Genomic DNA, 20,643 nt, shown 5'->3' on the forward strand with positions numbered 1-20,643 from the left:
GCCCGGCCCGTCGTGCTGGTCAGGTCGTCGGGATGGCGTCCGCCGGCGGAGTGGCCGGCGGCTCGGCGAATTCGGCGACGGCAGCCTCGCCGTCGTCGGTGGTGTACGTCGGGCCGAAGTACGCCTGCGCGCCGTTCTGGACCTTGTTCAGCCGCACCCCGCTGTATCCGGCGTGCACGTCGTCGCTGTACCGGAACGGGGTCAGCCCCGGCCCCCGGAAGCCACCCTTGCGCACCGCCTCGACCAGCTTCTCCCGGGTCGGGTCCTTGCCGGCGGCGAGCAGCGCCTGCACGAAGGTGTACGCCATCGAGTAGCCGTAGATCGCGTTGCCGTCGACGGGGTTGGCCGAGTTGTACTTCTGGTGGATCTTGGTGAACTCCTGGATCCACGGGTTGGCCGTGTCGCCCACCATCGGCAGGTAGTTGTCGGCCACCATGCCCTCGAGGATCACCTTCTTGTCGCCGAGCTGGTTGGAGAGCGTGGTGTAGTCGGCGCCCACGTTGGACACCACCCACTGGGCCCGGAACCCCTGCCCGGCGGCCTGCCCCATGGCCAGCGCCGTGAAGCCCGGGATGCTCGCCGAGATCACCACCTGGCAGCCGGCCGCCTTGAGCGCTCCGATCGCCGGTCCGACCTGCTGGTTGGTGGTGGTGTACGTCTGCTTCGCCGCCACCGCGCCGAGGACCTTCTCGACCCCCGCCAGGGAGTCCCTGCCGAAGTCGTCGTTCTGGCCGAAGTGGCAGACCTTCGCGCCGGGGAACTGCTGCTTGACCCAGGTGGCGAGGATCTTGCCCTCGACCGTGTAGTCGGGCTGCCAGCCGAAGGTGGTCGGGTACTTGTCGGGCTGGTTCCAGTTCCGGCTGCCGGAGGAGACGAAGAGGTCGGGCACCTTCTGGGTCTTGACGAACTCCAGCACGTTGGTGTGCGTGGGGGTGCCCAGCCCGCCGAGGAGCGCGAAGACCTTGTCGTCGAGCACCAGCTTGCGGACCACGTTCTCGGTGTTGGCGGGGTTGTAGCCGTCGTCCATGACCTTGTAGACGATCTTCCGGCCGTTCACGCCGCCCTTGCTGTTGACGTGTTCGAAGTACGCCTTGGTGGCGGCGGAGATCTTCGAGTAGCCGGGTGCGGCGGGGCCGGTGAGCGGCTGGTGGGTGCCGATGACGATCTCGGTGTCGGTGACCCCGGGGACGTTCTCGGCGGCCTGCTTCTCGTCGTCGGCGCAGGCCGGCACGGCGGCCAGCAGGGCGAGGCCGGTGGCGGCCGCGAGTATGCGGCGGGTGGTGGGGCGCATGGTTCTCCATTCCGGTGCGGCGGTGCGAACGGGCGGGTGGAACCGAAGGTGGTCAGTGCTCCGGCGCGCGGCGGCGGGCCCGCAGCCGGGCGGCGAGGGTGCGGAAGGCGCCGTGCAGGCCGCCCGGGGCGACGAGCATGACGACGATGAGGATCAGGCCGAACACGGCCAGCGCGAGGTTGCCCTCCAGCCGCTGGGCCAGGCCGGACGGCAGGCTGAACGTCTCGGTGAGCAGGCTCGGCAGGTCCTGGAGCGCGACCAGCAGCACCGCGCCCCAGACCGCGCCGGCGAGGCTGCCCAGCCCGCCGATCACGATCGCCATGAGCAGGAACAGCGACAGCTCCAGGGGGAACTTGCCCGGCGCGACGGTGGCGGTGAGCACGGCGTACACGCCGCCGCCGAGGCCGGCGCAGCCGGCGCTGACCACGAAGGCGAGCACCTGGGTGCGGGCGACGTGGATGCCGGCGAGCCGGGCGGCCACCTCGTCGTCCCGTACGGCGCGCAGCGACCGGCCGAACCGGCTGCGGACCAGGTTGGCCAGGAGCAGCACGGTCAGCAGCGCGGCGAGCAGCGCGATCCAGGCCAGCCACCGTTCCGGCTGGAAGTACGCGCCGAGGAACGCCGGCGGGGTCTCCGCCGGAAAGCGCAGCCCCTGCTCGCCGTTGAACACCCCGGTGAAGATCGTGCTGACGGCTGGCACCAGCGTCGCCACGGCCAGGGTCACGCCGGCCAGGTACGGCCCCCGCAGCCGGGCCGCCGCCAGCCCGATGACCAGACCGGCCAGCGCGGTCACCGCGACGGCGGCCACCAGCGACAGCGGCAGGATCCACCGCCCCTGCGTCCCCCGCTCGTCGAACCCCCGCTGCACCAGCGCCACGGTGTACGCGCCGGTGGCCATCAGCGCCCCGTGCCCGAGGGAGAGTTGGCCGTTGAGCCCGACCAGCACGGTGTAGCCGGCGGTGACGCAGAGGAACGCGCAGACGCGGGCCACCTGGAGGTTCTGGTAGGGCGCGAGCTGGTTGGTGAGCAGCACGACCAGGGTGCCGGCGAGCACCGCGACGGCCAGGTGGCGCAGCAGGGTCGACCCGCGAGGGCCGGCGGTGGCGGGCGCGCCGGGCAGCAGCCGGCGCAGCGGGGACGGCCCGGCAGGCCGGTCCACCCCGGACCGGGCGGAGGGGCGGGTGGCGGTCACACGTGCCTCGCTCTCGCGCTGGAGAAGAGCCCGCCGGGGCGGACCAGGAGGACGGCCAGCAGCAGCACCAGGACGGCCAGCGGGGTGGTGTCCGGGCCCAGGTAGCCGGTGACGTACGAGAGGATCAGGCCGACCAGCAGGCCGCCGACCACCGCACCGGCCGGGCTGTCCAGGCCGCCGACCACGGCGGCGGTGAACGCGACGACGAAGACCAGGTCCATGGCGTGCGGGTGCAGCCCCAGCCCGGTGGGGACGACCAGCATGCCGGCGAGCGCGCCGACCGCGGCGGCGAGGGCCCAGCCGAGGGTGAGCATCCGGCCGACGTCGACGCCGAGCAGCCGGGACACCTCGGGGGCGAACGCGGCGGCCCGCATCCGCAGGCCGATCGGCGTGCGGGTGAACAGCAGCGCGAGCAGGACCACCACCACGAGCACCGCGCCGAGCACCCACAGGTCGTACGGGGACAGCGCGGCGACCCCGCGGACGGTGAGCGCGTCGGTGTCGAACGGGGCGGGCGCCGGCCGGTAGCCGTTGCCGAAGACCACGCCGAGCACGGCCTGGATGAGCAGCACCAGGCCGAGCGCCACGATCACCTCGTTGAGCGGGTTGGCGTGCCCGACGAAGCGCATCAGCACGCGTTCCACCAGCGCGCCCAGCAGCAGGCCGGCGAGCACGGCGGCGCCCAGGCCCACCCAGTAGGAGCCGGTCGCTGCGGCCACCGCGTAGCCGACGTACGCGGTGGCCACGGCCATCGCGCCCTGGGCGAAGTTGACCAGCCGGGCGGCCCGCCAGATGAGCACCAGGGCGAGGGCGAACGCGGCGTAGACCGCGCCCGTGGACAGCCCGCCGAAGGTGAGGAACAAGAACCGGTCCAATCGCGGATCCTTCCTGCTCGCCGGGCCGTCAGAACCCGAGGTACGCGTGCCGGAGCTGGGCGTCGTCGCGCAGCCGGGCCGCCGGCGCGGCGGTCACCACCCGGCCCAGCGACATCACCACGCCCTGGTCGGCGACGGAGAGGGCGCTGCGCACGTTCTGCTCGACCAGCAGGACGGTCAGCCCCCGGTCGTCGCAGAGCCGGCGCAGCAGCGCCATGATCTGCGCCGTCACCTTGGGGGCCAGGCCGAGCGACGGCTCGTCGAGCAGCAGCAGCCGGGGACGCGCGATCAGCGCCCGGCCGAGCGCGAGCATCTGCCGCTCCCCGCCGGAGAGCTGGTGCCCGGCGTGCCGGCGCCGGCGGGCCAGGGCCGGGAACAGCTCGTACACCTCGTCCTGGGCCCGCCGGGCGTCGGCCCGGTCGCCGCGCCAGAGCCCGCCGAGGCGCAGGTTCTCCTCGACGGTCAGCTCGGCCACCACGCCCCGGCCCTCGGGGACGTGCGCGAGGCCGCGCCGGACCAGCCGTTCGACGCGGACGCCGCGCAGGTCGGCGCCGTCGAAGCGGACCCGGCCGCCGGTGGGCCGCAGCAGGCCGGACAGGGTACGCAGCAGGGTGGTCTTGCCGGCCCCGTTGGCGCCGAGGACAGCGGCGATGGTCCCGGCCGGCACCGCGAACGTCACGTCCCGCAGCACCGGCACGGGACCGTAGCCGGCGCTGACCGCCTCGACCTCCAGCACCGCGGTCACGAGCCGGCCCCCGCCGCCTCGGCCGGCACGTCGGCGCCGAGGTACGCCTCGGTGACCAGCGGGTCGTCGCGCACCTGGTCGGGGGTGCCGGCGGCGATGACCCGGCCGAAGTCGAGCACCACCAGCTCCTGGCAGACGGCCATGACGAGGTCCATGTGGTGCTCGACGAGCATCACCGAGCAGGCGCCGCCGGCCCGCTCGGGCAGGGTGCGGACCAGCTCGCCCAGCTCGGCGACGTCGTCGGCGCCCAGCCCGCCGGCCGGCTCGTCGAGCAGGAGCAGCCGGGGCCGGGCGATCAGGGCGCGGGCCAGGGCGACGCGCTTGCGCACCGCGTACGGCAGGGTGGCCGGGGCCGCGCCGGCGTGTGCCGCCACACCCAGCTCGGCGAGGAGGTCGAGGGCCTCCCGGCGCAGCCGGCGCTCGTCGCGGTCGCTGGGCGGCAGGCCGAACAGGGCGGTGGCGAAGCCGGCCCGGGCCGCGTGGCTGGCGCCGGCCACCACGTTCTCCAGCACGGTGAGCCCGGGGAACAGGCCGACGCCCTGGAGCGTGCGGGCGATGCCGAGCCGGGTCAGCCGGTGCGGGCGGGGCCGGAACGGCCGACCGTCCAGGGTGAGCGATCCGCTGGTCGGCGGGACGAAGCCGCAGACCACGTTGAACAGGGTGGTCTTCCCGGCGCCGTTGGGGCCGATCACGCCGACGATCCGGCCGGGCGGAACCCGCAGCGAGACGTCGTCGAGGGCGACCAGCCCGCCGAACCGGACGCCGACACCGTGCAGCGCCAGCTCGATGCCGTCCGCGGGGGTGGGGGGTGGGCTCATCTTCACCTCGGGAGAGGACGCGGCGTCGGGGGTGCGCGGTGCGGCTCGGGCGAAGCGGGAAACTTATTACACCGGGAGTGTACTTTTCGGCGAGGGTTCGTCAATGCCTCCCGCGGGCCGCGGCGATATCGACGGGATCACGATTCACCGGGCGCACGGAGTTGCACGCGCCGTGCAGGGTCGGCCCGGCTCAGCCGGCGGCCGGGGCCGGCGCCCGCAGGGTGCGGACCTGCCCGGTGCGCGGCCCGCCGGAGAGCGCCGCCGGGCTCCACTGTGTGGTGACGAGGTGGAGGGTGCGCCCGTCCGGGCCGCCGAGCGCGCAGGCGAAGCAGCCCCGGTCCAGCTCGATCCGGTCGAGCACGCGGCCACCCTCGGCGACCCGTACGGCGCACCGGTTCGGCACGTCGCCGTACCAGACGGCGCCGGTGGCGTCGAGGCAGATGCCGTCCGGCGCGGAGTCCGGCACCGCCGCCCACACCCGCCGACCGCCGAGCGTTCCGTCGGCCGCCACGTCGTACGCGGTCAGCCGGCCGGCGTACGACTCGGCGACGATCAGGGTGCGCCCGTCCGGGGTGAGCGCCATGCCGTTGGGGAAGGCCAGGTCGTCGGCGACCGGCCGGACACCGCCGTCCGGCGCGACCAGGGCCACCAGCCCCGGCCGGAAGTCTCCGCCGGGGAAGTCGAAGCCGATGGTGTTGACGTACGCGTTGCCCCGGGCGTCGGTGACCACCTCGTTCCACGGGTGCGGGACCAGCGCGGCCAGGTCGGCGTGGGTACGCAGCGTCCCGTCGGGTTCCCGGCGCAGCAGCCGTCCGGCGCTCCCGGCGACCAGCAGCAGCCGCCCGTCGGGCAGCCAGTCGAAGCAGATCGGCAGCCCGTCGACCCGCGCGACCACCTCGGTCCGGCCCGCCGCGTCGACGGTGAGGACCTCCCCGGCGCCCCAGTCGGCCAGCCAGAGCCGCCCGTCGTGCCAGCGGGGCGACTCGCCGAAGGCGAGCCCGTCGACCAGGATCTCCGGTGCGCTCACGGGTGGCTCCTCAGCAGGTCGCGGGAGCGGCGGAGGAACTCCCGTTCGGCGGCGTTGTCGGTGCGTGCGATCGCCGCGTCGTACGCGGCCGCGGCCTCGGTGGGCCGGTCGAGGCGGCGCAGCAGGTCGGCGCGGACCGCGTGCAGCACGTGGTAGCCGGCCAGGTCCAGCCGGTCGACCTCGGCGAGGGCGGCGGCGAGACCGGCCACCTCGGCCAGCGCGACGGCCCGGTTCAGCGCCACGACCGGCCCGGGCGCGTACGCCACGAGCTGGTCGTAGAGGGCGAGGATCTGCCGCCAGTCGGTGTCGGCGGCGGTCGCCGCGTCGCTGTGCACCGCGTTGATGGCGGCCTGGATCTGGTACGGGCCGGGCCGGCCCCGCCGCAGGCAGCGCCGCACGAGGGCCTGCCCCTCGGCGATCAGCGCCGGGTCCCACCGGCCGCGGTCCTGCGCGCCCAGCGGCACGAGCGTGCCGTCCGGCCCGGTCCGCGCGCCCCGCCGCGCGTCGGTGAGCAGCATCAGGGCGAGCAGCCCGAGCACCTCCGGCTCGTCCGGCATCAACTTAGCCAGCAACCGGCCCAGGCGGATCGCCTCGGCGCACAGCTCGTCGCGGACCAGCCGGTCCCCCGTGCTGGCGGTGTGCCCCTCGGTGAAGATCAGGTAGACCACGGCGAGCACGGCACGCAGCCGGTCGGGCAGGTCGGCGTCCCGGGGCACCCGGTACGGGATGCCCGCGTCCCGGATCTTCGCCTTGGCCCGGACCAGGCGCTGCGCCATGGTCGGCTCCGGCACGAGGAAGGCGCGGGCGATCTCGGCGGTGCTCAGGCCGCCGAGCAGGCGCAGGGTCAGCGCGACCCGGGCCGCCGGGCCGAGCGCCGGGTGGCAGCAGGTGAAGATCAGGCGGAGCCGGTCGTCACGCACGGGCCCCTCCTCGGCGGGCGGCTCGGGGGCGTACAGCAGGGCGGCCTCGGCCTGCCGGGCGGCACGGGACGCCTCGCGGCGCCGCCGGTCGATCGCCCGGTTCCGGGCCGTGGTGATGATCCAGCCGGCCGGGCTGGGCGGCGGCCCGTCGACGGCCCACCGGTCGACCGCGATGGCGAACGCCTCCTGCACCGCCTCCTCGGCGAGGTCGATGTCGCCGAGGAGGCGGACCAGGACGGCTACCGCGCGGCCGTACTCCGCGCGGAAGGCGCGTTCGACGTCGGTCGGCCCGGTCATCCCTCGCCCTGGAACGGGCGCACCTCCACCGGCAGGGTGGTGGCCAGGGCGTACCGGCGGCCCCAGTCGAGCGCGGCGTCGAGGTCGGGCGCCGTGATGATGGTGAAGCCGCCCAGGTACTCCTTGCCCTCGGCGAACGGGCCGTCGGTGACGAGCACCTCGTCGCCCTTCGGGCGGAGCACGGTGGCGGTCTCCGGGGCGTGCAGGCCGTTGCCGAACACCCAGTGGCCGGCCTCCCGAAGCTCCCGGCCGATGGCGTCGACCTCGCGCATCACCCCGGCCAGGAACTCCGGGTCCGGCACGCCGCTGCCGGCCGGCTGGTAAAGGCTGATCAGGTACTGCTTCACGGGCTGCCTCCTCGTCCGGCGGCCGGTCCCTCCCGGCCCCTCCACCCTCCACACGAACCGGGACCCCGCGGATCGACACGCCGGCCCGACAGATTTCCCGGACCCAGGTGTTGATCGACCGTCGCCAGCGCCCGACACTCGGGGCATGGCACGAACCGTGGCGGTTCCGCTCGCCCCCGGCGTCTGGCGCATCCCCACCGTCGGTCGCGCCATGGTCAACTCCTACGCCTTCGTCGACGACGACGGCTCGGTCACGCTTGTCGACTGCGGGGCGCGACGGGCCCCGGCCCGAATCGTGCGCGGGCTGGCGGCCATCGGCAAGACCCCCGCCGACGTGACCCGGATCGTCCTGACCCACGCGCACGCGGACCACGCCGGCGGAGCCGCGGAGCTGGCCCGGCGCACCGGCGCACCGGTCGCCGCGCATCGGGCCGACATGCCGTACGCCGAGTCCGGCCGGGTGCCGCCGCAGGGCGGCGGGAACACGGTCGGGCGTTTCCTCACCCGCCTGGCGGGCGGCCGGTTCCCGGCGGTCGCGGTGGCCCGGCCGCTTGCCGACGGCGACGTGCTCCCTGTCGGCGGCGGCCTGCGGGTGGTGCACACCCCGGGCCATTCCCCGGGGCACGTGTCGCTGCTGCACGAGCCGACGCGGGTGCTGGTCACCGGGGACGCGCTGTTCAACGTTGCCGGCGTGCGCTGGCCGGTGCGGTCGTTCTGCACCGACTTCCAGATGACCCAGCGGACCGCGCACGTGCTGGGCGAGCTGGACTACGACGTGGCCGCCTTCACCCACGGTCCCGAGCTCACCGACCGGGCCCGCGAGCAGGTCCGCGCCTTCCTCCGCCGCCTGGGCTGAGCCACCGCCCGTCACCGGGTCACGCCCATCACCCTACCCACATACAGCGAAAATCTTCCATACATCTATTGCAAGAATTCTTCGCTGTGTGACCTAATACTGACAGTTCCTTTCGTCAGTCTCCCCCACCCCCAGGGAGGAAAGATGAACCGTCCCCTGCGAACGGCGCTGCGTACGGCCGCCACGGCCCTGCTCGCCACCGTCACCCTGGCCGCCTCGGCCGTCGTCGGCGCGACTCCCGCCAGCGCCGCGCCGGCCGGCCTGCCCGGCATGGACGTCTCCAGCCACCAGGGCAACGTGAACTGGTCCGCCGCCTGGAGCAACGGCGCCCGGTTCGCGTACGTGAAGGCGACCGAGGGCACGTACTACACCAACCCGTACTTCGCCCAGCAGTACAACGGCTCCTACAACGTCGGGATGATCCGCGGGTCGTACCACTTCGCCCGCCCCGACACCACGAGCGGCGCCACCCAGGCCAACTACTTCGTCGACCACGGCGGCGGCTGGTCCAAGGACGGCAAGACCCTGCCCGGCGCGCTCGACATCGAGTACAACCCGTACGGCGCCACCTGCTACGGCCTGAGCCAGGCCTCGATGCGCAGCTGGATCGCCTCGTTCGTCAACCAGTACTACGCGCGGACGGGCCGGTGGGCCACCATCTACACCACCACGGACTGGTGGAGCACCTGCACCGGCAACACCTCGCAGTTCGCCGCGAACAACCCGCTGTGGATCGCGCGCTACTCCAGCAGCGTCGGCACCCTGCCGGCCGGCTGGGGGACGTACTCCTTCTGGCAGTGGGCCTCCTCGGGCGTCTTCCCGGGTGACCAGAACGTCTGGAACGGCACCCTGGACCGGCTCAAGGTGCTGGCCTGCAACGGACCCTGCTGACCCGCTCCGGTGGCGGGCCGGCCCTCCGGCTCGGCGTGCCCGCCACGCCGCTCCCGGAGCAGCCGCCCGCCACCGGCGCCGTCCGTCCCCCCGACGAGGAGGCCCCGATGTCCGTCCCCGTTCCCCGGCGGGCCGTGCTGCGCGGCGCGGTCCTGCTCGGCGCCGCCGCCGGCGCCACCGCACTGACCCAGTTCGGCGCCGGCCGCGATGCCCGGGCCTTCGCCACCCGGATCGACCAGCCGACCATCGCCAACTGCGCGACCTGGGGCGCCCGCCCGCCGTCGTCGGCGGTGAGCGTGGTGCAGAGCCGACCCAACAAGATCATCATTCATCACACCGCGTTCCCGAACACCACCGACTACAGCCTCGCGCAGGCCTACCGGAACTCGCGCGACATCCAGAACCTGCACATGGACACCAACGGCTGGCTCGACTCCGGGCAGCACTTCACCAACAGCCGCGGCGGCTACCTCACGGAGGGCCGGCACGGCAGCCTGTACGGGCTGCTGCACGGCGAGACCATGGTGCAGGGCGCGCACTGCGTCGGGCAGAACAGCCAGGCCATCGGCATCGAGAACGACGGCATCTATCTCGACGTGCAGCCCCCGCAGGCGCTCTGGAACAGCCTGGTGTGGTTCTGCGCCTTCACCTGCCAGCAGTACGGCATCCCCCCGACCGAGATCTACGGGCACAAGGACTTCAACAACACGCAGTGCCCGGGCCTGCTGCACGACCGGCTCCCCGAGTTGCGCAGCACCGTCGCCGCCCGCCTCGGCGCCTGACCGGAGACACCTCCTCCGCGGATCCTGGACAGTTCCGTCCCCCGGAACCTGTCCAGGATCTCGGCGTTTCAGCGCTCGCTTATATAAGTTGAGTCTGATAGAAAGAGGTCGTGCACGCCTTCGACGTCCTCGGGGACCCGGTCCGTCGCCGGATCCTGGAGCTGCTCGCCGAGGGCGAGCAGCCGGCCGGCACGCTCGGCGCGACCGTCCAGCGGGAGTTCGGCATCAGCCAGCCCGCCGTGTCCCAGCACCTCAAGGTGCTGCGGGAGCACGGCTTCGCGACCGTGCGCGCCCAGGGCACCCGCCGCCTCTACGCGGTGGACCCGGGCCCGCTGCGCGAGATGGACGAGTGGCTGGCGGGCTTCCGCCGGTTCTGGACGCCGCCGCTGGCGGCGCTCGCCACCGAACTGGCCCGGGGCCGGCGGGAGCGGCGGCTGCGCGAGGGCAACTCCGAGGAGAGGAACACACCATGATCGACGTAATCGGGCAGATCAGCGCCGTCGAGCGCCGGTTGGGCACCCGCTCGCTCCCCGCCGGCGAGGCGCGGGTGATGACCATCAGCCAGACGTACGACGCGCCGGTGGAGGACGTCTGGGACGCCTGCACCAGCGCCGAGCGGATCCCCCGCTGGTTCCTGCCGGTCTCCGGCGAGCTGAAGCTCGGTGGGCGCTACCAGCTGGAGGGCAACGCCGGGGGCACGGTCGAGCGCTGCGACCCGCCGCACAGCTTCGCCGCGACCTGGGAGTTCGGCGGGGAGGTGAGCTGGATCGAGGTGCGGCTCACCGAGGCGGGCGCCGGACGTACCCGCTTCGAGCTGGAGCACGTCGCGCACGTCGACGACGCGCGGTGGGCCGAGTACGGGCCGGGCGCGGTCGGCGTCGGCTGGGACGGTGCGCTGCTCGGGCTGGCCTCCCACCTCGCGGCCGACGGCTCCGGGATCACCCCGGATGAGGCCGTCGCCTGGATGGGCTCGGACGAGGGCCGCCGCTTCATGGCGGAGGCCAGCGACCGCTGGACCGAGGCGAGCATCGCCGCCGGCACCCCCGCCGACGAGGCGCGCGCGGCGGGCAAGCGGGTCACCGCCTTCTACACGGGCGCCCCGACTCCCTGACTCCCCCGCCGATCGTGCCCGTGCCGTCGACACGGCACGGGCACGATCGCGCGGTCAGGCGGGGTGGAACTCGTGCACGACCTCGATGCGGCCGACGAGGTTGGCGTTGAGCAGGGGCACGTCCCCGGCGGGGATCCAGAGTTCGCGGATCTCCCGGCCGCCGACCTGCCGGACCGGGTAGCGGTCGGCGAAGTCGCGCCGCACCGCGAACCGGGTCACGTAGCCGACGCCGGGACGTTCCAGTCCCGGGCGATCAGGACCGCGTACTCCTCGGTGAGCACAGGGTAGAAGATCGGCTGGTCCGGGAGGCGGGGCGGCCACTCCCGCCAGCCGGACGCCTCGACGAGGGCCAACTCCTCCGGCCCGGTCGGCCGCCACAGCGTGATGGTCTCCACCGTCTCCTCCTTCCGCTCAGGTCGGGGCAGGCTACCGGCGGCGGCGCCAGCGCGGCGAGCGGATTCCGGCCGGGGGTGTCCCCATGGGACTCCTTGATCAGACGCTGTCGGGGCCCTCGGCTAGGGTCACCCGGATGCACGACTCCCCCGGCTACACCTGCGGCACCTGCGGCGCGCGCCACGAGGACCCACCCCGGTCCTACCGCACCCACGCGCCGGCCTACTGGTCCGACGACCTGGCGGCAACGGACGGCAGCGAGCTGACCCCGGACCTCTGCGTCATCCAGGGCGAGCACTTCTTCGTCCAGGGCACCATCGACATCCCGCTGCGCGACGCGGACGGCGCCTTCTCCTGGGGCGTCTGGGTGTCGCTCAGCGCCGCGAACTTCGGCCGCACCGTCGAGCTGTGGGAGACGCCGGGCCGGGAGTCGGAGCCGCCCTACTTCGGCTGGCTGTCGACCGAGCTGCCGGTCTACGGCCGGAGCACCCTGGAACTCAAGACGCACGTGCACACCCAGCCGGTCGGCCGGAGGCCGCTCGTGGAGGTGGAGCCGACCGACCACCCGCTCGCGGTGGCGCAGCGCACCGGGATGACCATGGCGGACGTCCGCCGGATCGCGGAGCGGCTGCAGCACCCGGAGACACCCCGCACGGACGGGTGAGGGGCGCCGCGGCGCCCGGGCGGGTAACGTGCAGCGGCGTGACCGCCGCACCGTACACGCACTGCTCGTTCTGCGGCGCGGCCTACCCGGCGGAGGCCGGGTGGCCGCGCGTCTGCCTGGCCTGCGGGGAGACGGTGTGGCGCAACCCGCTGCCCGTCGCGGTGGCCGTGCTGCCGGTCCGCACCCCGGACGGCCTCGGCGTGGTGGTGGTCCGCCGGGACATCGAGCCGGCCCGCGGCCAGCTCGCCCTCCCGGGCGGTTTCATCGAGTACGGCGAGGAGTGGTCCGAGGCGCTCGTCCGCGAGCTTCGGGAGGAGACCGGCCTGCTGGCCGAGGCCGACGAGGCGCGGCTGTTCGCGGTGCACGGGGCGCCGGCCGGCGGCACCATGATGGTCTTCGGCGTGCTGCCCGAGCGACCGGTCGGTGACCTGCCCCCGTCGGCGCCGACCGAGGAGGCCACCGAGTGGCTGGTCCTCACCGAGCCGGTCGAGCTGGCGTTCTCCACGCACACCCGGGTGCTGGCCGACTTCCTCGCCGGCCAGCCCGCCGACTGACCCGACCGGTGCTCAGCCCCGGGCCGCGGCCGGCACCGGCTGCGGCGTGAACGGCACGCCCGCCGGCACGGCGGCAGCCGGCTCGCCGGCCGGGTGCCGCCACAGCCCGCGCCCGCGCAGGATCGGCAGCACGCCCTCGCCGAACCAGTACGCCTCCTCCAGGTGCGGGTGGCCGGAGAGGATGAACTCGTCGATGCCGAGCGCGTGGTATTCGGCGATCCGGTCGGCGACCTCGGTGTGGCTGCCGACCAGCGCGGTGCCCGCCCCGCCCCGGACCAGCCCGACCCCGGCCCACAGGTTCGGCGCCACCTCCAGGCCGTCGCGGGAGCCGCCGTGCAGGTCCAACATCCGCCGCTGCCCCTCGGACTCGCTGCGCCGCAGCCCCTCCTGGACGGCCCGGATGTCGGCCTCCGCGATGCCGTCGAGCAGCCGGCGCGCCTGCGCCCACGCCTCGTCGGCGGTGTCCCGGGTGATGACGTGCAGCCGGATGCCGAACCGCAACTCGCGGCCGGCCTCGGCGGCCAGCCCCCGGATCCAGTCCAGCTTGCCGGCCACCTGCGCCGGCGGCTCCCCCCAGGTCAGGTAGACGTCGCTGTGCCGGATGGCCACCGGGCCGGCCGCGGCGGACGACCCGCCGAAGTAGACCGGCGGCACCGGATCGGGCAACCGGCTCAGCCGGGCGCCCGCCACCCTCACGTGCTCGCCCGCGTGGTCCACCGTCTCGCCGCGCCACAGCGCGCGAACCACGTGCAGGAACTCGTCGGTGCGCGCGTAGCGGGCGTCCTTGTCGAGGAAGTCGCCGTACGCCCGCTGCTCGGTGGACTCGCCGCCGGTGACCACGTTGAGCAGCAGCCGGCCGCCGGAGAGCCGCTGGAACGTCGAGGCCATCTGGGCGGCGAGGGTCGGTGAGAGCAGCCCGGGGCGGAACGCGACGAGGAACTTCAGCCGCTCGGTCACCTCGGTCAGCATGGCGGTGCTCAGCCAAGCGTCCTCGCACCAGGCGCCGGTCGGGGTGAGCGCGCCGGCGAAGCCGAGCTGCTCGGCGCTGCGGGCGATCTGGCCGAGGTAGGCGATGCTGGCCGGCCGCGCGCCGCCGGCGGTGCCGACCGGTACGCCGTGCCCGCCGCCCACGATGTCCCGGCTGTCGCCGTAGGTCGGCAGGAACCAGTGAAAGGTGAGCGGCATGGGATACCTCCTGAGGGGTGGGACGACCGGGTCCACACCCTACCCACAAATCCTATCGGGTTGGTAGGTTGCTCACGTCCGCCGATGGCCGGCGCATCCCCCTTTCCCGAGGAGCTGCCATGCGTACCCCGTCGAGAACCGCCCGCCCCCGGCGGCGCCGCGCGCTGCCCGCGCTGCTCACGGCCCTGGCGCTGCTGGCCGCCACGGCCCTGACGGCCTGCGGCGGCGACGCGGCCGACGCCCGTGGTGGCGGCAGCGGCCCGCTGCGGATCGGCTACCAGCGCTTCGGCGGCCTCAGCCTGGTGAAGGCCCGCGCTGCCGCACCGAACGTGACCTGGTCGCTGTTCGAGAGCGGCCCGGCGCTGACCGAGGCGCTCAAGGCCGGCTCGATCGACATCGGCCAGGTCGGCGAGGCGCCGCCGGTCTTCGCCGCCGCCGGGAAGATCCCGTTCGCCGTCATCGGCACCTCGGCCCCGATCCCGCAGGGCGAGGCGGTGCTGGTCAAGGCCAACAGTCCCTACCGCACCTTCGCCGACCTGCGGGGGAAGACCGTCGCGCTGAACAAGGGCTCCAACGTGCACTGGCTGCTGGTGAAGCTGCTGGAGGCGAACAAGATGACCCTGAAGGACGTCAACGTCAAGTACCTGAAGCCCGCCGAGGGGCGGCCCGCGTTCGACAACGGCCAGGTCGACGCCTGGATCATCTGGGACCCCTACTTCGCCCTGGCCGAGCAGCCCGGCGTGCGGGTGCTCGCCGACGCCACGGGCCTGGCCGGCAACCGGGAGTACGTGCTGGCCGCGCCGCAGGCGGTGAAGAACCGGACGGACGACGTCCGGGCCTTTCTGACGACCTACCGCCAGGTGACCGACTGGGGCATCGGCCACCCGCAGGAGCGCGCCGCCACCCTCGCCCCCGAGCTCAAGATCCCGCTCGACGTGACGACCCGGGCGCTGGCCCGCAGCGCCCGGCCGCTCGCCCCGGTAACCCCCGAGATCGGCGCCGAACTCCAGGCCATCGCGGACAGCTTCGTTCAGCTGGAACTGGTGCCCGGCCCGGTCGACATCGCCGGCCGGGTGGACGGGCGGTTCAACGAGGTGTTCCGGTGAGCACGGTCGTCGAGACGCCGGCCCCCGTCGTACCGGCCGGGCCGGCGCCCGCCCGTTCCCGGGCCGGCGCGGCCCGGCGCTGGCGGCGGGTGGTCAGCCCGGTCGTGCTGGTGCTCGGCTGGGAGGCCGCCGCCCGGGCCGGGCTGCTCTCCCCGGAGAAGCTGCCCGCCCCCAGCGCGGTCCTCGCCACCGGTTGGCGACTGGCCCGGGACGGCATCCTCGCCGTCCACCTGGTCGACTCGCTCACCCGGGCCGCGCTCGGCCTGCTGATCGGCGGCGGCCTGGCCCTCGTGCTCGGGGCGGCCGCCGGGCTGCTGCGCCTCGGCGACGACCTGGTCGACCCGCCGGTGCAGATGGCCCGCATGCTGCCCCACCTGGGCCTCGTGCCGCTGCTCATCATCTGGGTGGGGATCGGCGAGTCGCTGAAGGTCACCCTGGTCGCGCTCGGCGCGTTCTTCCCGATCTACTTCAACACGTACGCCGGCATCCGTGACATCGACGAGCGGCTGGTGGAGGCGGCGCGCACCTGCGGTCTCGGTCCGGCCGCCCGGCTGCGCCACGTGGTCCTCCCCGGCGCGCTGCCCGCCCTCTTCCTCGGGCTGCGGCTGGCAATCGGCGCGGCCTGGCTCAGTCTCGTCGTCGGCGAGCAGGTGAACGCCCAGACCGGCGTCGGCTTCCTCATGATGGAGGCCCGCGAGTTCAGCCAGACCGACGTGGTGGTGCTCGGCCTGCTCATCTACGCCCTGCTGGGCCTCCTCTCCGACCTCGCCCTCCGGTACGCGGAGAGGAGGACGTTGACATGGCGGCGCGGACTGCGGGCGACCTGACCCGGCCGGTCCTCACCGCCCGCGCGGTGGCCCGCACGTTCGGCTCCACGGTGGTGCTGGCCGGCGTCGACCTCACCATCGCGGCCGGCGAGACGGTGGCGCTGCTCGGCGGCAGCGGCTCGGGCAAGAGCACGCTGCTGCGCATCCTCGCCGGCCTGGACGGCGAGGCGACCGGCGAGCACGTCCTGCACGGCACCGCGGCCGTGGTGTTCCAGGAACACCGGCTGCTGCCCTGGAAGCGGGTGACCGACAACGTCGCCCTCGGGCTCACCGGCGCCGGCGTCGCGGCCCGGGTCGACCGCGCGCTGGCCGAGGTCGGCCTGGCCGACCGGGGCCGGGCCTGGCCGGCCGAGCTCTCGGGCGGGCAGGCGCAGCGGGTCGCCGTGGCCCGGGCCCTGGTCCGCGAACCCGACCTGCTCCTGCTCGACGAGCCGTTCGGAGCTCTGGACGCGCTCACCCGGCTGCGCATGCAGGGCCTGCTGCGCCGGCTGCGCGCCGAGCACGGCTTCGCCGCGCTGCTGGTCACCCACGACGTGGAGGAGGCGCTGCTGCTCGCCGACCGCGTCCTGCTCCTCGACGGGGGCGTCATCGCCGAGGAGGTTCCCGTCCACCTCGGCCCCGCCCCCCGCCCCGACGACCCCGCCCTCGGCGCGCTGCGGCGGCGACTGCTCGACCGCCTCGGCGTCCCCACCACCTGACCCCCACCGGAGACGCGATGACCCGCTGGACCCCCGACCCGACCTTCTACCCCTCCCCCGCCCAGGCGACCACCGCACCCGCCGAGAAGCTGGCGTACGTCGCCGCCTTCGACCGGGCCGGACAGCGCCCGGATGCCGTCGCGGTGCTCGACACCGACCCGGACTCCGCCACGTACGGGCGGGTGGTGGGGTGGACGGATCTGCCGTTCACCGGCGACGAGCTGCACCACTTCGGCTGGAACGCGTGCAGCAGTGCGCTCTGCCCCACCGCGCCGCACCCGCACGTGGAGCGGCGCTACCTGATCGTGCCCGGGCTGCGCTCCTCCCGGATCCACGTGCTGGACACCAAGCCGGACCCGCGCCGGCCCGAGCTGGTCAAGGTGATCGGTCCGGAGGAGCTGGGCAAGCGGGCGGGCTACTCCCGCCCGCACACCGTGCACTGCGGGCCGGACGGCATCTACGTGTCGGCGCTGGGCGGCGCAGACGGGCAGGAGGGGCCGGGCGGCATCGCCGTGCTGGACCACACCTCGTTCGAGGTGCGCGGGGCGTGGGAGGCCGACCGTGGGCCGCAGTTCCTGGCGTACGACTTCTGGTGGCACTACACGCAGGACGTGCTGGTCTCCAGCGAGTGGGGCACCCCGTCGATGATCGAGGACGGCATCGACGGGGAGCTGTTGCTGGGCCGGCGGTACGGCCACGCCATCCATTTCTGGGACCTGGCGAAGCGCCGGCACGTGCAGCGGATCGACCTCGGCGACCAGTACCAGATGCCTCTGGAACTGCGCCCCGCGCACGACCCGACGAAGTCGTACGGCTTCGTCGGCGTGGTGATCAGCGTCGAGGACCTCTCCGCCTCGATCTGGCTCTGGCACCGCGACGGCGACGCCTGGGCGGTGACCAAGGTGATCGACATCCCCGCCGAGCCGGCCGATCCGGCCGACCTGCCGGAGCTGCTCAAGCCGTTCGGGGCGGTCCCGCCGCTGGTCACCGACATCGACCTGTCCGTGGACGACCGCTTCCTGTACGTCTCCTGCTGGGGCACCGGCGAGCTGCTCCAGTACGATGTCTCCGACCCGTTCCACCCGGTGCGGACCGGCTCCGTCCGGCTCGGCGGCATCGTGGCCCGCACCGCCCACCCGGCGTACCCCGACGAGCCGCTCGCCGGTGGCCCGCAAATGGTGGAGATCAGCCGGGACGGCCGCCGGGTCTACGTCAGCAACTCCCTCTACGGCTCCTGGGACGACCAGTTCTACCCGGACGGGGTGGGGGCCTGGCTGGCGAAGCTGGACGTCGACCCGGAGCGCGGCGGGCTCACCCCGGACCCCCGGTTCTTCCCCCGTGGCGACGACTTCCGGGGGCTGCGGGTGCACCAGACCCGGTTGCAGGGCGGGGATGCCTCCTCCGACTCGTACTGCTTCCCGTGACCGGTGCGACCTGGGCCGCGCTGGCCGGTCTCGGCGCGTTCCACGGTCTGAACCCCGCGATGGGCTGGCTCTTCGCGGTGGCCCGGGGTCTCCAGGAGCGCCGCCGCGCGGCGCTCCTGCGGGCGCTGCCGCCGATCGCGGCCGGCCACCTGGCCTCGGTGGCGGTGGTCGCGGCGCTGGTCAGCGCGACCCGGTCGGTGGCGGCCGGCACCGCCGTGGCGGTCACCGGCGGGGTGCTGCTGGTCGGGTTCGGGCTGTGGCGGCTGCTCTCCGAGCGGCACTTCCGCTGGGCCGGGATGCGGCTGTCGGCGGCCCAGCTCGCCGGCTGGTCGTTCCTCATGTCCGCGGCGCACGGCGCAGGGCTGATGCTGCTGCCGGTACTGCTCGCCGAACCGGCGGTGACCGCGGGCCCGCACGCCGGGCACGTCGCCGCCGCGCCGGCCGGCGCGCTCACCGGGCTGGCCGCCGCGGCCGTGCACACCGGGGCCATGCTCGGCGTCGCCCTGGCGGTCGCCCTCCTCGTGTACGAGGTGCTGGGCGTCGGCGTGCTGCGCCGGGCCTGGTTCAACGTCGACCGGCTCTGGGCCGGCGTGCTGGTGGCCGCGGGCGTGGTGACGCTGATCGGGGCGACCTGACCCGGACCTGCGCCGCCCCGGCGAAAAGTCCTACTGATTGAATAGGAAAGGCAGCGTCGCCGAGCCTCCGGAGGTCACCCGTGTCCCACGCCGAAGCCGACCACGACACCCGCCGGAGCCGGCAGTGGCTCGCCGGGGAGGCCCACGGCGCGGGCGTCGACCGCGACCGACTGCTGGAGCTGGGTGCGGCCATGGCCGCGCTGACCGCCGCGGCGGACGAGCGCGAGCCGGTCGCCGTGGCCCCGGCACCGGTCGGCGTCGACCCGGGTACGCCGATCGCCAAGCCACTGCCGCCGGAACTGCTGCGCCCGCTGGACACCAACGCCGAGATGCGCTGGACGGCGCTGGCCGGGCAGGGGTACGTGGTGCCGAACGACCGCTTCTTCGTCCGCAACCACACCGTGACGCCCCGCCTGGACGCCGACACCTGGCGGCTGCGCCTGTTCGGCACCGGGCTGCGGGGCGCCCCCACCCGGGACGCCCCGGTCGAGTTCAGCCTCGACGAGCTACGCCGGCTGCCCGCCGAGGAGAACGCCGCGCTGCTGGAGTGTGCCGGCAACGGCCGGCGCTACTTCGCCGAGCAGCAGGACGACCCGGCGCCGGGGGTGGCCTGGGGGCTGGGCGGGGTCGGCGTGGCCCGCTGGCGGGGCGTCCGGCTGGGCACCGTGCTGCGCCTCGCCGGGCTGCGGGACGACGCGGTCGACGTGATGCCCGAGGGGCTGGACCCGGACTACGTGACCGGCGGGATCAACCTGGGCCGCGTACGCCGCCCGCTGCCGATCGCCAAGGCCCTCGACGACGTGCTGCTGGCGTACGAGATGAACGGCGAGCCGCTGCCCGCCGACCACGGCTTCCCGGTCCGGGTGGTGGTGCCCGGCTGGATCGGCATCTCCTCGATCAAGTGGGTGGGCCCCGTCGAGGTCTCCACCACCCCCCTGTTCTCCCCGTGGAACACCCGGTTCTACCGGATGTTCGGCCCCGGGCACCCGGCCGAGGGCACGGTGCTGGGCGCGCAGCCGGTGAAGAGCGCGTTCGAGCTGGCCTGGGACGCCCGGGTGCCGGCCGGCGCCGAGGTGGTGCTGCACGGCCGGTCCTGGTCGGGCAACGGCCCCATCGACCGGGTCGAGGTGGACACCGGCGACGGCTGGCGCCCGGCCGAACTCGTGGCCGCCGACCGGGGCGGCCCCTGGCAGCGCTGGACGACGCGCTGGCGCCCCCCGGCCCCCGGCCGCTTCACTCTGCGCGCCCGCGCCACCGACACGACCGGCGCGACCCAACCCGACCGCGCCACCCCCAACACCCTCGCCTACCTCTTCGACGGGATCGTCCACCACCCGGTGAGAGCCCTCTGACCCCCTGCCGGGGCGCGCCGTTGATCATGAAGTTGCCGTCCCGACGCGCCGTTACCGGCGGTCGCAACCTCATGATCAACCGGCTGGGATCGTGAGGTAGGCGGGCGGGACTGTGTCGGTGAGCCAGACGCCGTTGGCGCTGCGGTAGAAGACGTAGCCGTTGCCGGCCATGGCGGCGGCGTCGACGGCGAGGATCACCACGGCGCCGCCGCGCCGGGTGCCCACCCGCTGGGCGGTCTCCACGTCCGGGGAGAGGTGCACGTGGTGCCGGCGCCCCCGGTGCAGCCCCTCGGCCCGGATCGCCGGCAGGACAGCCTCGCTGGTGCCGTGGAAGAGCCGGTCCGGCGGGGTCGCCGGGTCCAGGCCGAGGTCGACCGGCACGGAGTGGCCCTGGCTGGCCCGGATCCGGTCGACCCCGTCCGCTCCGCGCTCGACGGCGAAGCGCTGCTTGTCGTTGCCGGCCACCACGGCGTCGAGATCGGCGCGGCTGATCCCCAGCGCGGCGAGCAGGTCGGCGACCGGCACCCAGCCGGCCCGGTCGAGCGTCAGGTGGAACCGGTCGGGGCGGTGGCGCAGGGCCAGCGACATCCGTTTGCTCACCCGGACCAGGTCACGATGATCCACCCGGACAGTGTGACCCAGCGGCCAGGACG

The 20,643-nt window shown here is 74.3% G+C and carries 23 protein-coding genes and 1 pseudogene; 13 read left to right on the plus strand and 11 right to left on the minus strand.

The genetic code is table 11. From position 1 onward, the window contains the following. Positions 1–19: 19 nt before the first annotated feature. From IEY96_RS22205 to IEY96_RS22240, 8 genes are all read right to left on the minus strand, one after another. Complete coding sequence (locus tag IEY96_RS22205) at positions 20–1,291, minus strand: ABC transporter substrate-binding protein (RefSeq protein ID WP_189196729.1); 1,272 nt, start codon at positions 1,289–1,291, stop codon at positions 20–22. Positions 1,292–1,343: 52 nt separating this feature from the next. Continuing rightward, positions 1,344–2,483, minus strand: a complete 1,140-nt coding sequence (locus IEY96_RS22210) for a branched-chain amino acid ABC transporter permease (protein WP_229791792.1) — start codon at positions 2,481–2,483, stop codon at positions 1,344–1,346. Continuing rightward, positions 2,480–3,358 carry a branched-chain amino acid ABC transporter permease gene (locus IEY96_RS22215; RefSeq protein WP_189196730.1) on the minus strand — a complete coding sequence of 293 codons (879 nt, stop codon included), beginning with the start codon at positions 3,356–3,358 and terminating at the stop codon, positions 2,480–2,482. The genes IEY96_RS22210 and IEY96_RS22215 overlap by 4 nt, the downstream gene beginning before the upstream one ends. 28 nt (positions 3,359–3,386) lie before the next feature. Then, complete coding sequence (locus IEY96_RS22220) at positions 3,387–4,103, minus strand: ABC transporter ATP-binding protein (RefSeq protein WP_189196731.1); 717 nt, start codon at positions 4,101–4,103, stop codon at positions 3,387–3,389. Further along, on the minus strand, positions 4,100–4,921 hold the full coding sequence (locus IEY96_RS22225) for an ABC transporter ATP-binding protein (protein ID WP_189196732.1): 822 nt from the start codon (positions 4,919–4,921) through the stop codon (positions 4,100–4,102). Before IEY96_RS22225 ends, IEY96_RS22220 begins: the two co-directional genes overlap by 4 nt. Positions 4,922–5,111: 190 nt before the next feature. Continuing rightward, on the minus strand, positions 5,112–5,948 hold the full coding sequence (locus IEY96_RS22230; protein ID WP_189196733.1) for an SMP-30/gluconolactonase/LRE family protein: 837 nt from the start codon (positions 5,946–5,948) through the stop codon (positions 5,112–5,114). Then, the gene (locus IEY96_RS22235; protein ID WP_189196734.1) at positions 5,945–7,165 is read right to left on the minus strand and encodes an RNA polymerase sigma factor; all 1,221 of its coding nucleotides are present in this window, start codon (positions 7,163–7,165) and stop codon (positions 5,945–5,947) included. Before IEY96_RS22235 ends, IEY96_RS22230 begins: the two co-directional genes overlap by 4 nt. Beyond that, on the minus strand, positions 7,162–7,512 hold the full coding sequence (locus IEY96_RS22240) for a YciI family protein (RefSeq protein ID WP_189196735.1): 351 nt from the start codon (positions 7,510–7,512) through the stop codon (positions 7,162–7,164). Before IEY96_RS22240 ends, IEY96_RS22235 begins: the two co-directional genes overlap by 4 nt. 145 nt (positions 7,513–7,657) lie before the next feature. Here IEY96_RS22240 and IEY96_RS22245 point away from each other — a divergent pair, with 145 nt between their 5' ends. The 5 genes from IEY96_RS22245 (at position 7,658) to IEY96_RS22265 (ending at position 11,152) form a co-directional block, all read left to right on the plus strand. Continuing rightward, positions 7,658–8,368: an MBL fold metallo-hydrolase gene (locus IEY96_RS22245; protein ID WP_189196736.1), complete on the plus strand. Its 711-nt coding sequence runs from the start codon at positions 7,658–7,660 to the stop codon at positions 8,366–8,368. 144 nt (positions 8,369–8,512) lie between these two features. Beyond that, the gene (locus IEY96_RS22250; RefSeq protein WP_189196737.1) at positions 8,513–9,259 is read left to right on the plus strand and encodes a lysozyme; all 747 of its coding nucleotides are present in this window, start codon (positions 8,513–8,515) and stop codon (positions 9,257–9,259) included. A 107-nt stretch (positions 9,260–9,366) separates the two neighbouring features. Further along, complete coding sequence (locus IEY96_RS22255; protein WP_189196738.1) at positions 9,367–10,041, plus strand: peptidoglycan recognition protein family protein; 675 nt, start codon at positions 9,367–9,369, stop codon at positions 10,039–10,041. A gap of 110 nt (positions 10,042–10,151) precedes the next feature. Then, positions 10,152–10,514, plus strand: coding sequence for an ArsR/SmtB family transcription factor (locus IEY96_RS22260; protein ID WP_189196739.1), 363 nt, complete (start codon positions 10,152–10,154; stop codon positions 10,512–10,514). Next, a complete protein-coding gene (locus IEY96_RS22265; RefSeq protein ID WP_189196740.1) occupies positions 10,511–11,152 on the plus strand; it encodes an SRPBCC family protein in 642 nt (213 codons plus the stop codon). Before IEY96_RS22260 ends, IEY96_RS22265 begins: the two co-directional genes overlap by 4 nt. A 54-nt stretch (positions 11,153–11,206) precedes the next feature. Here IEY96_RS22265 and IEY96_RS22270 read toward each other — a convergent pair. Then, positions 11,207–11,547 (minus strand): annotated as a pseudogene (locus tag IEY96_RS22270) (ADP-ribosylation/crystallin J1). 134 nt (positions 11,548–11,681) lie between these two features. Between IEY96_RS22270 and IEY96_RS22275 the strand changes: the two are divergent. Beyond that, positions 11,682–12,209 (plus strand): DUF2199 domain-containing protein, encoded by a 528-nt coding sequence (locus IEY96_RS22275; RefSeq protein ID WP_189196741.1) that lies wholly within the window; start codon positions 11,682–11,684, stop codon positions 12,207–12,209. Positions 12,210–12,247: 38 nt separating this feature from the next. Continuing rightward, a complete protein-coding gene (locus tag IEY96_RS22280) occupies positions 12,248–12,763 on the plus strand; it encodes an NUDIX domain-containing protein (protein ID WP_189196742.1) in 516 nt (171 codons plus the stop codon). A 12-nt stretch (positions 12,764–12,775) separates the two neighbouring features. On the opposite strand, the gene IEY96_RS22285 is transcribed toward IEY96_RS22280, so the two are convergent. After that, positions 12,776–13,948 carry an LLM class flavin-dependent oxidoreductase gene (locus IEY96_RS22285; protein WP_189196743.1) on the minus strand — a complete coding sequence of 391 codons (1,173 nt, stop codon included), beginning with the start codon at positions 13,946–13,948 and terminating at the stop codon, positions 12,776–12,778. A gap of 119 nt (positions 13,949–14,067) precedes the next feature. Here IEY96_RS22285 and IEY96_RS22290 point away from each other — a divergent pair, with 119 nt between their 5' ends. The 6 genes from IEY96_RS22290 (at position 14,068) to IEY96_RS22315 (ending at position 19,990) form a co-directional block, all read left to right on the plus strand. Continuing rightward, entirely contained in the window at positions 14,068–15,054 is a 987-nt protein-coding gene (locus IEY96_RS22290; RefSeq protein ID WP_189196744.1) for an aliphatic sulfonate ABC transporter substrate-binding protein, read from the plus strand. Next, positions 15,051–15,881, plus strand: coding sequence for an ABC transporter permease (locus tag IEY96_RS22295; protein WP_189196745.1), 831 nt, complete (start codon positions 15,051–15,053; stop codon positions 15,879–15,881). The genes IEY96_RS22290 and IEY96_RS22295 overlap by 4 nt, the downstream gene beginning before the upstream one ends. Continuing rightward, complete coding sequence (locus IEY96_RS22300) at positions 15,854–16,579, plus strand: ABC transporter ATP-binding protein (RefSeq protein WP_189196746.1); 726 nt, start codon at positions 15,854–15,856, stop codon at positions 16,577–16,579. The genes IEY96_RS22295 and IEY96_RS22300 overlap by 28 nt, the downstream gene beginning before the upstream one ends. 17 nt (positions 16,580–16,596) lie before the next feature. After that, a complete protein-coding gene (locus IEY96_RS22305) occupies positions 16,597–18,003 on the plus strand; it encodes a selenium-binding family protein (protein ID WP_189196747.1) in 1,407 nt (468 codons plus the stop codon). Further along, positions 18,000–18,638, plus strand: coding sequence for a hypothetical protein (locus tag IEY96_RS22310; RefSeq protein ID WP_189196748.1), 639 nt, complete (start codon positions 18,000–18,002; stop codon positions 18,636–18,638). Before IEY96_RS22305 ends, IEY96_RS22310 begins: the two co-directional genes overlap by 4 nt. Positions 18,639–18,718: 80 nt before the next feature. Continuing rightward, entirely contained in the window at positions 18,719–19,990 is a 1,272-nt protein-coding gene (locus tag IEY96_RS22315) for a sulfite oxidase (protein WP_229791793.1), read from the plus strand. 75 nt (positions 19,991–20,065) lie between these two features. Here IEY96_RS22315 and IEY96_RS22320 read toward each other — a convergent pair whose 3' ends face one another. Next, positions 20,066–20,614, minus strand: coding sequence for an RNA 2'-phosphotransferase (locus IEY96_RS22320; RefSeq protein WP_189196749.1), 549 nt, complete (start codon positions 20,612–20,614; stop codon positions 20,066–20,068). Positions 20,615–20,643 lie beyond the last annotated feature (29 nt).

The sequence above is a fragment of the Micromonospora fulviviridis genome, from assembly GCF_014648395.1.
GTDB classification, from domain to species: Bacteria; Actinomycetota; Actinomycetes; order Mycobacteriales; family Micromonosporaceae; genus Micromonospora; species Micromonospora fulviviridis.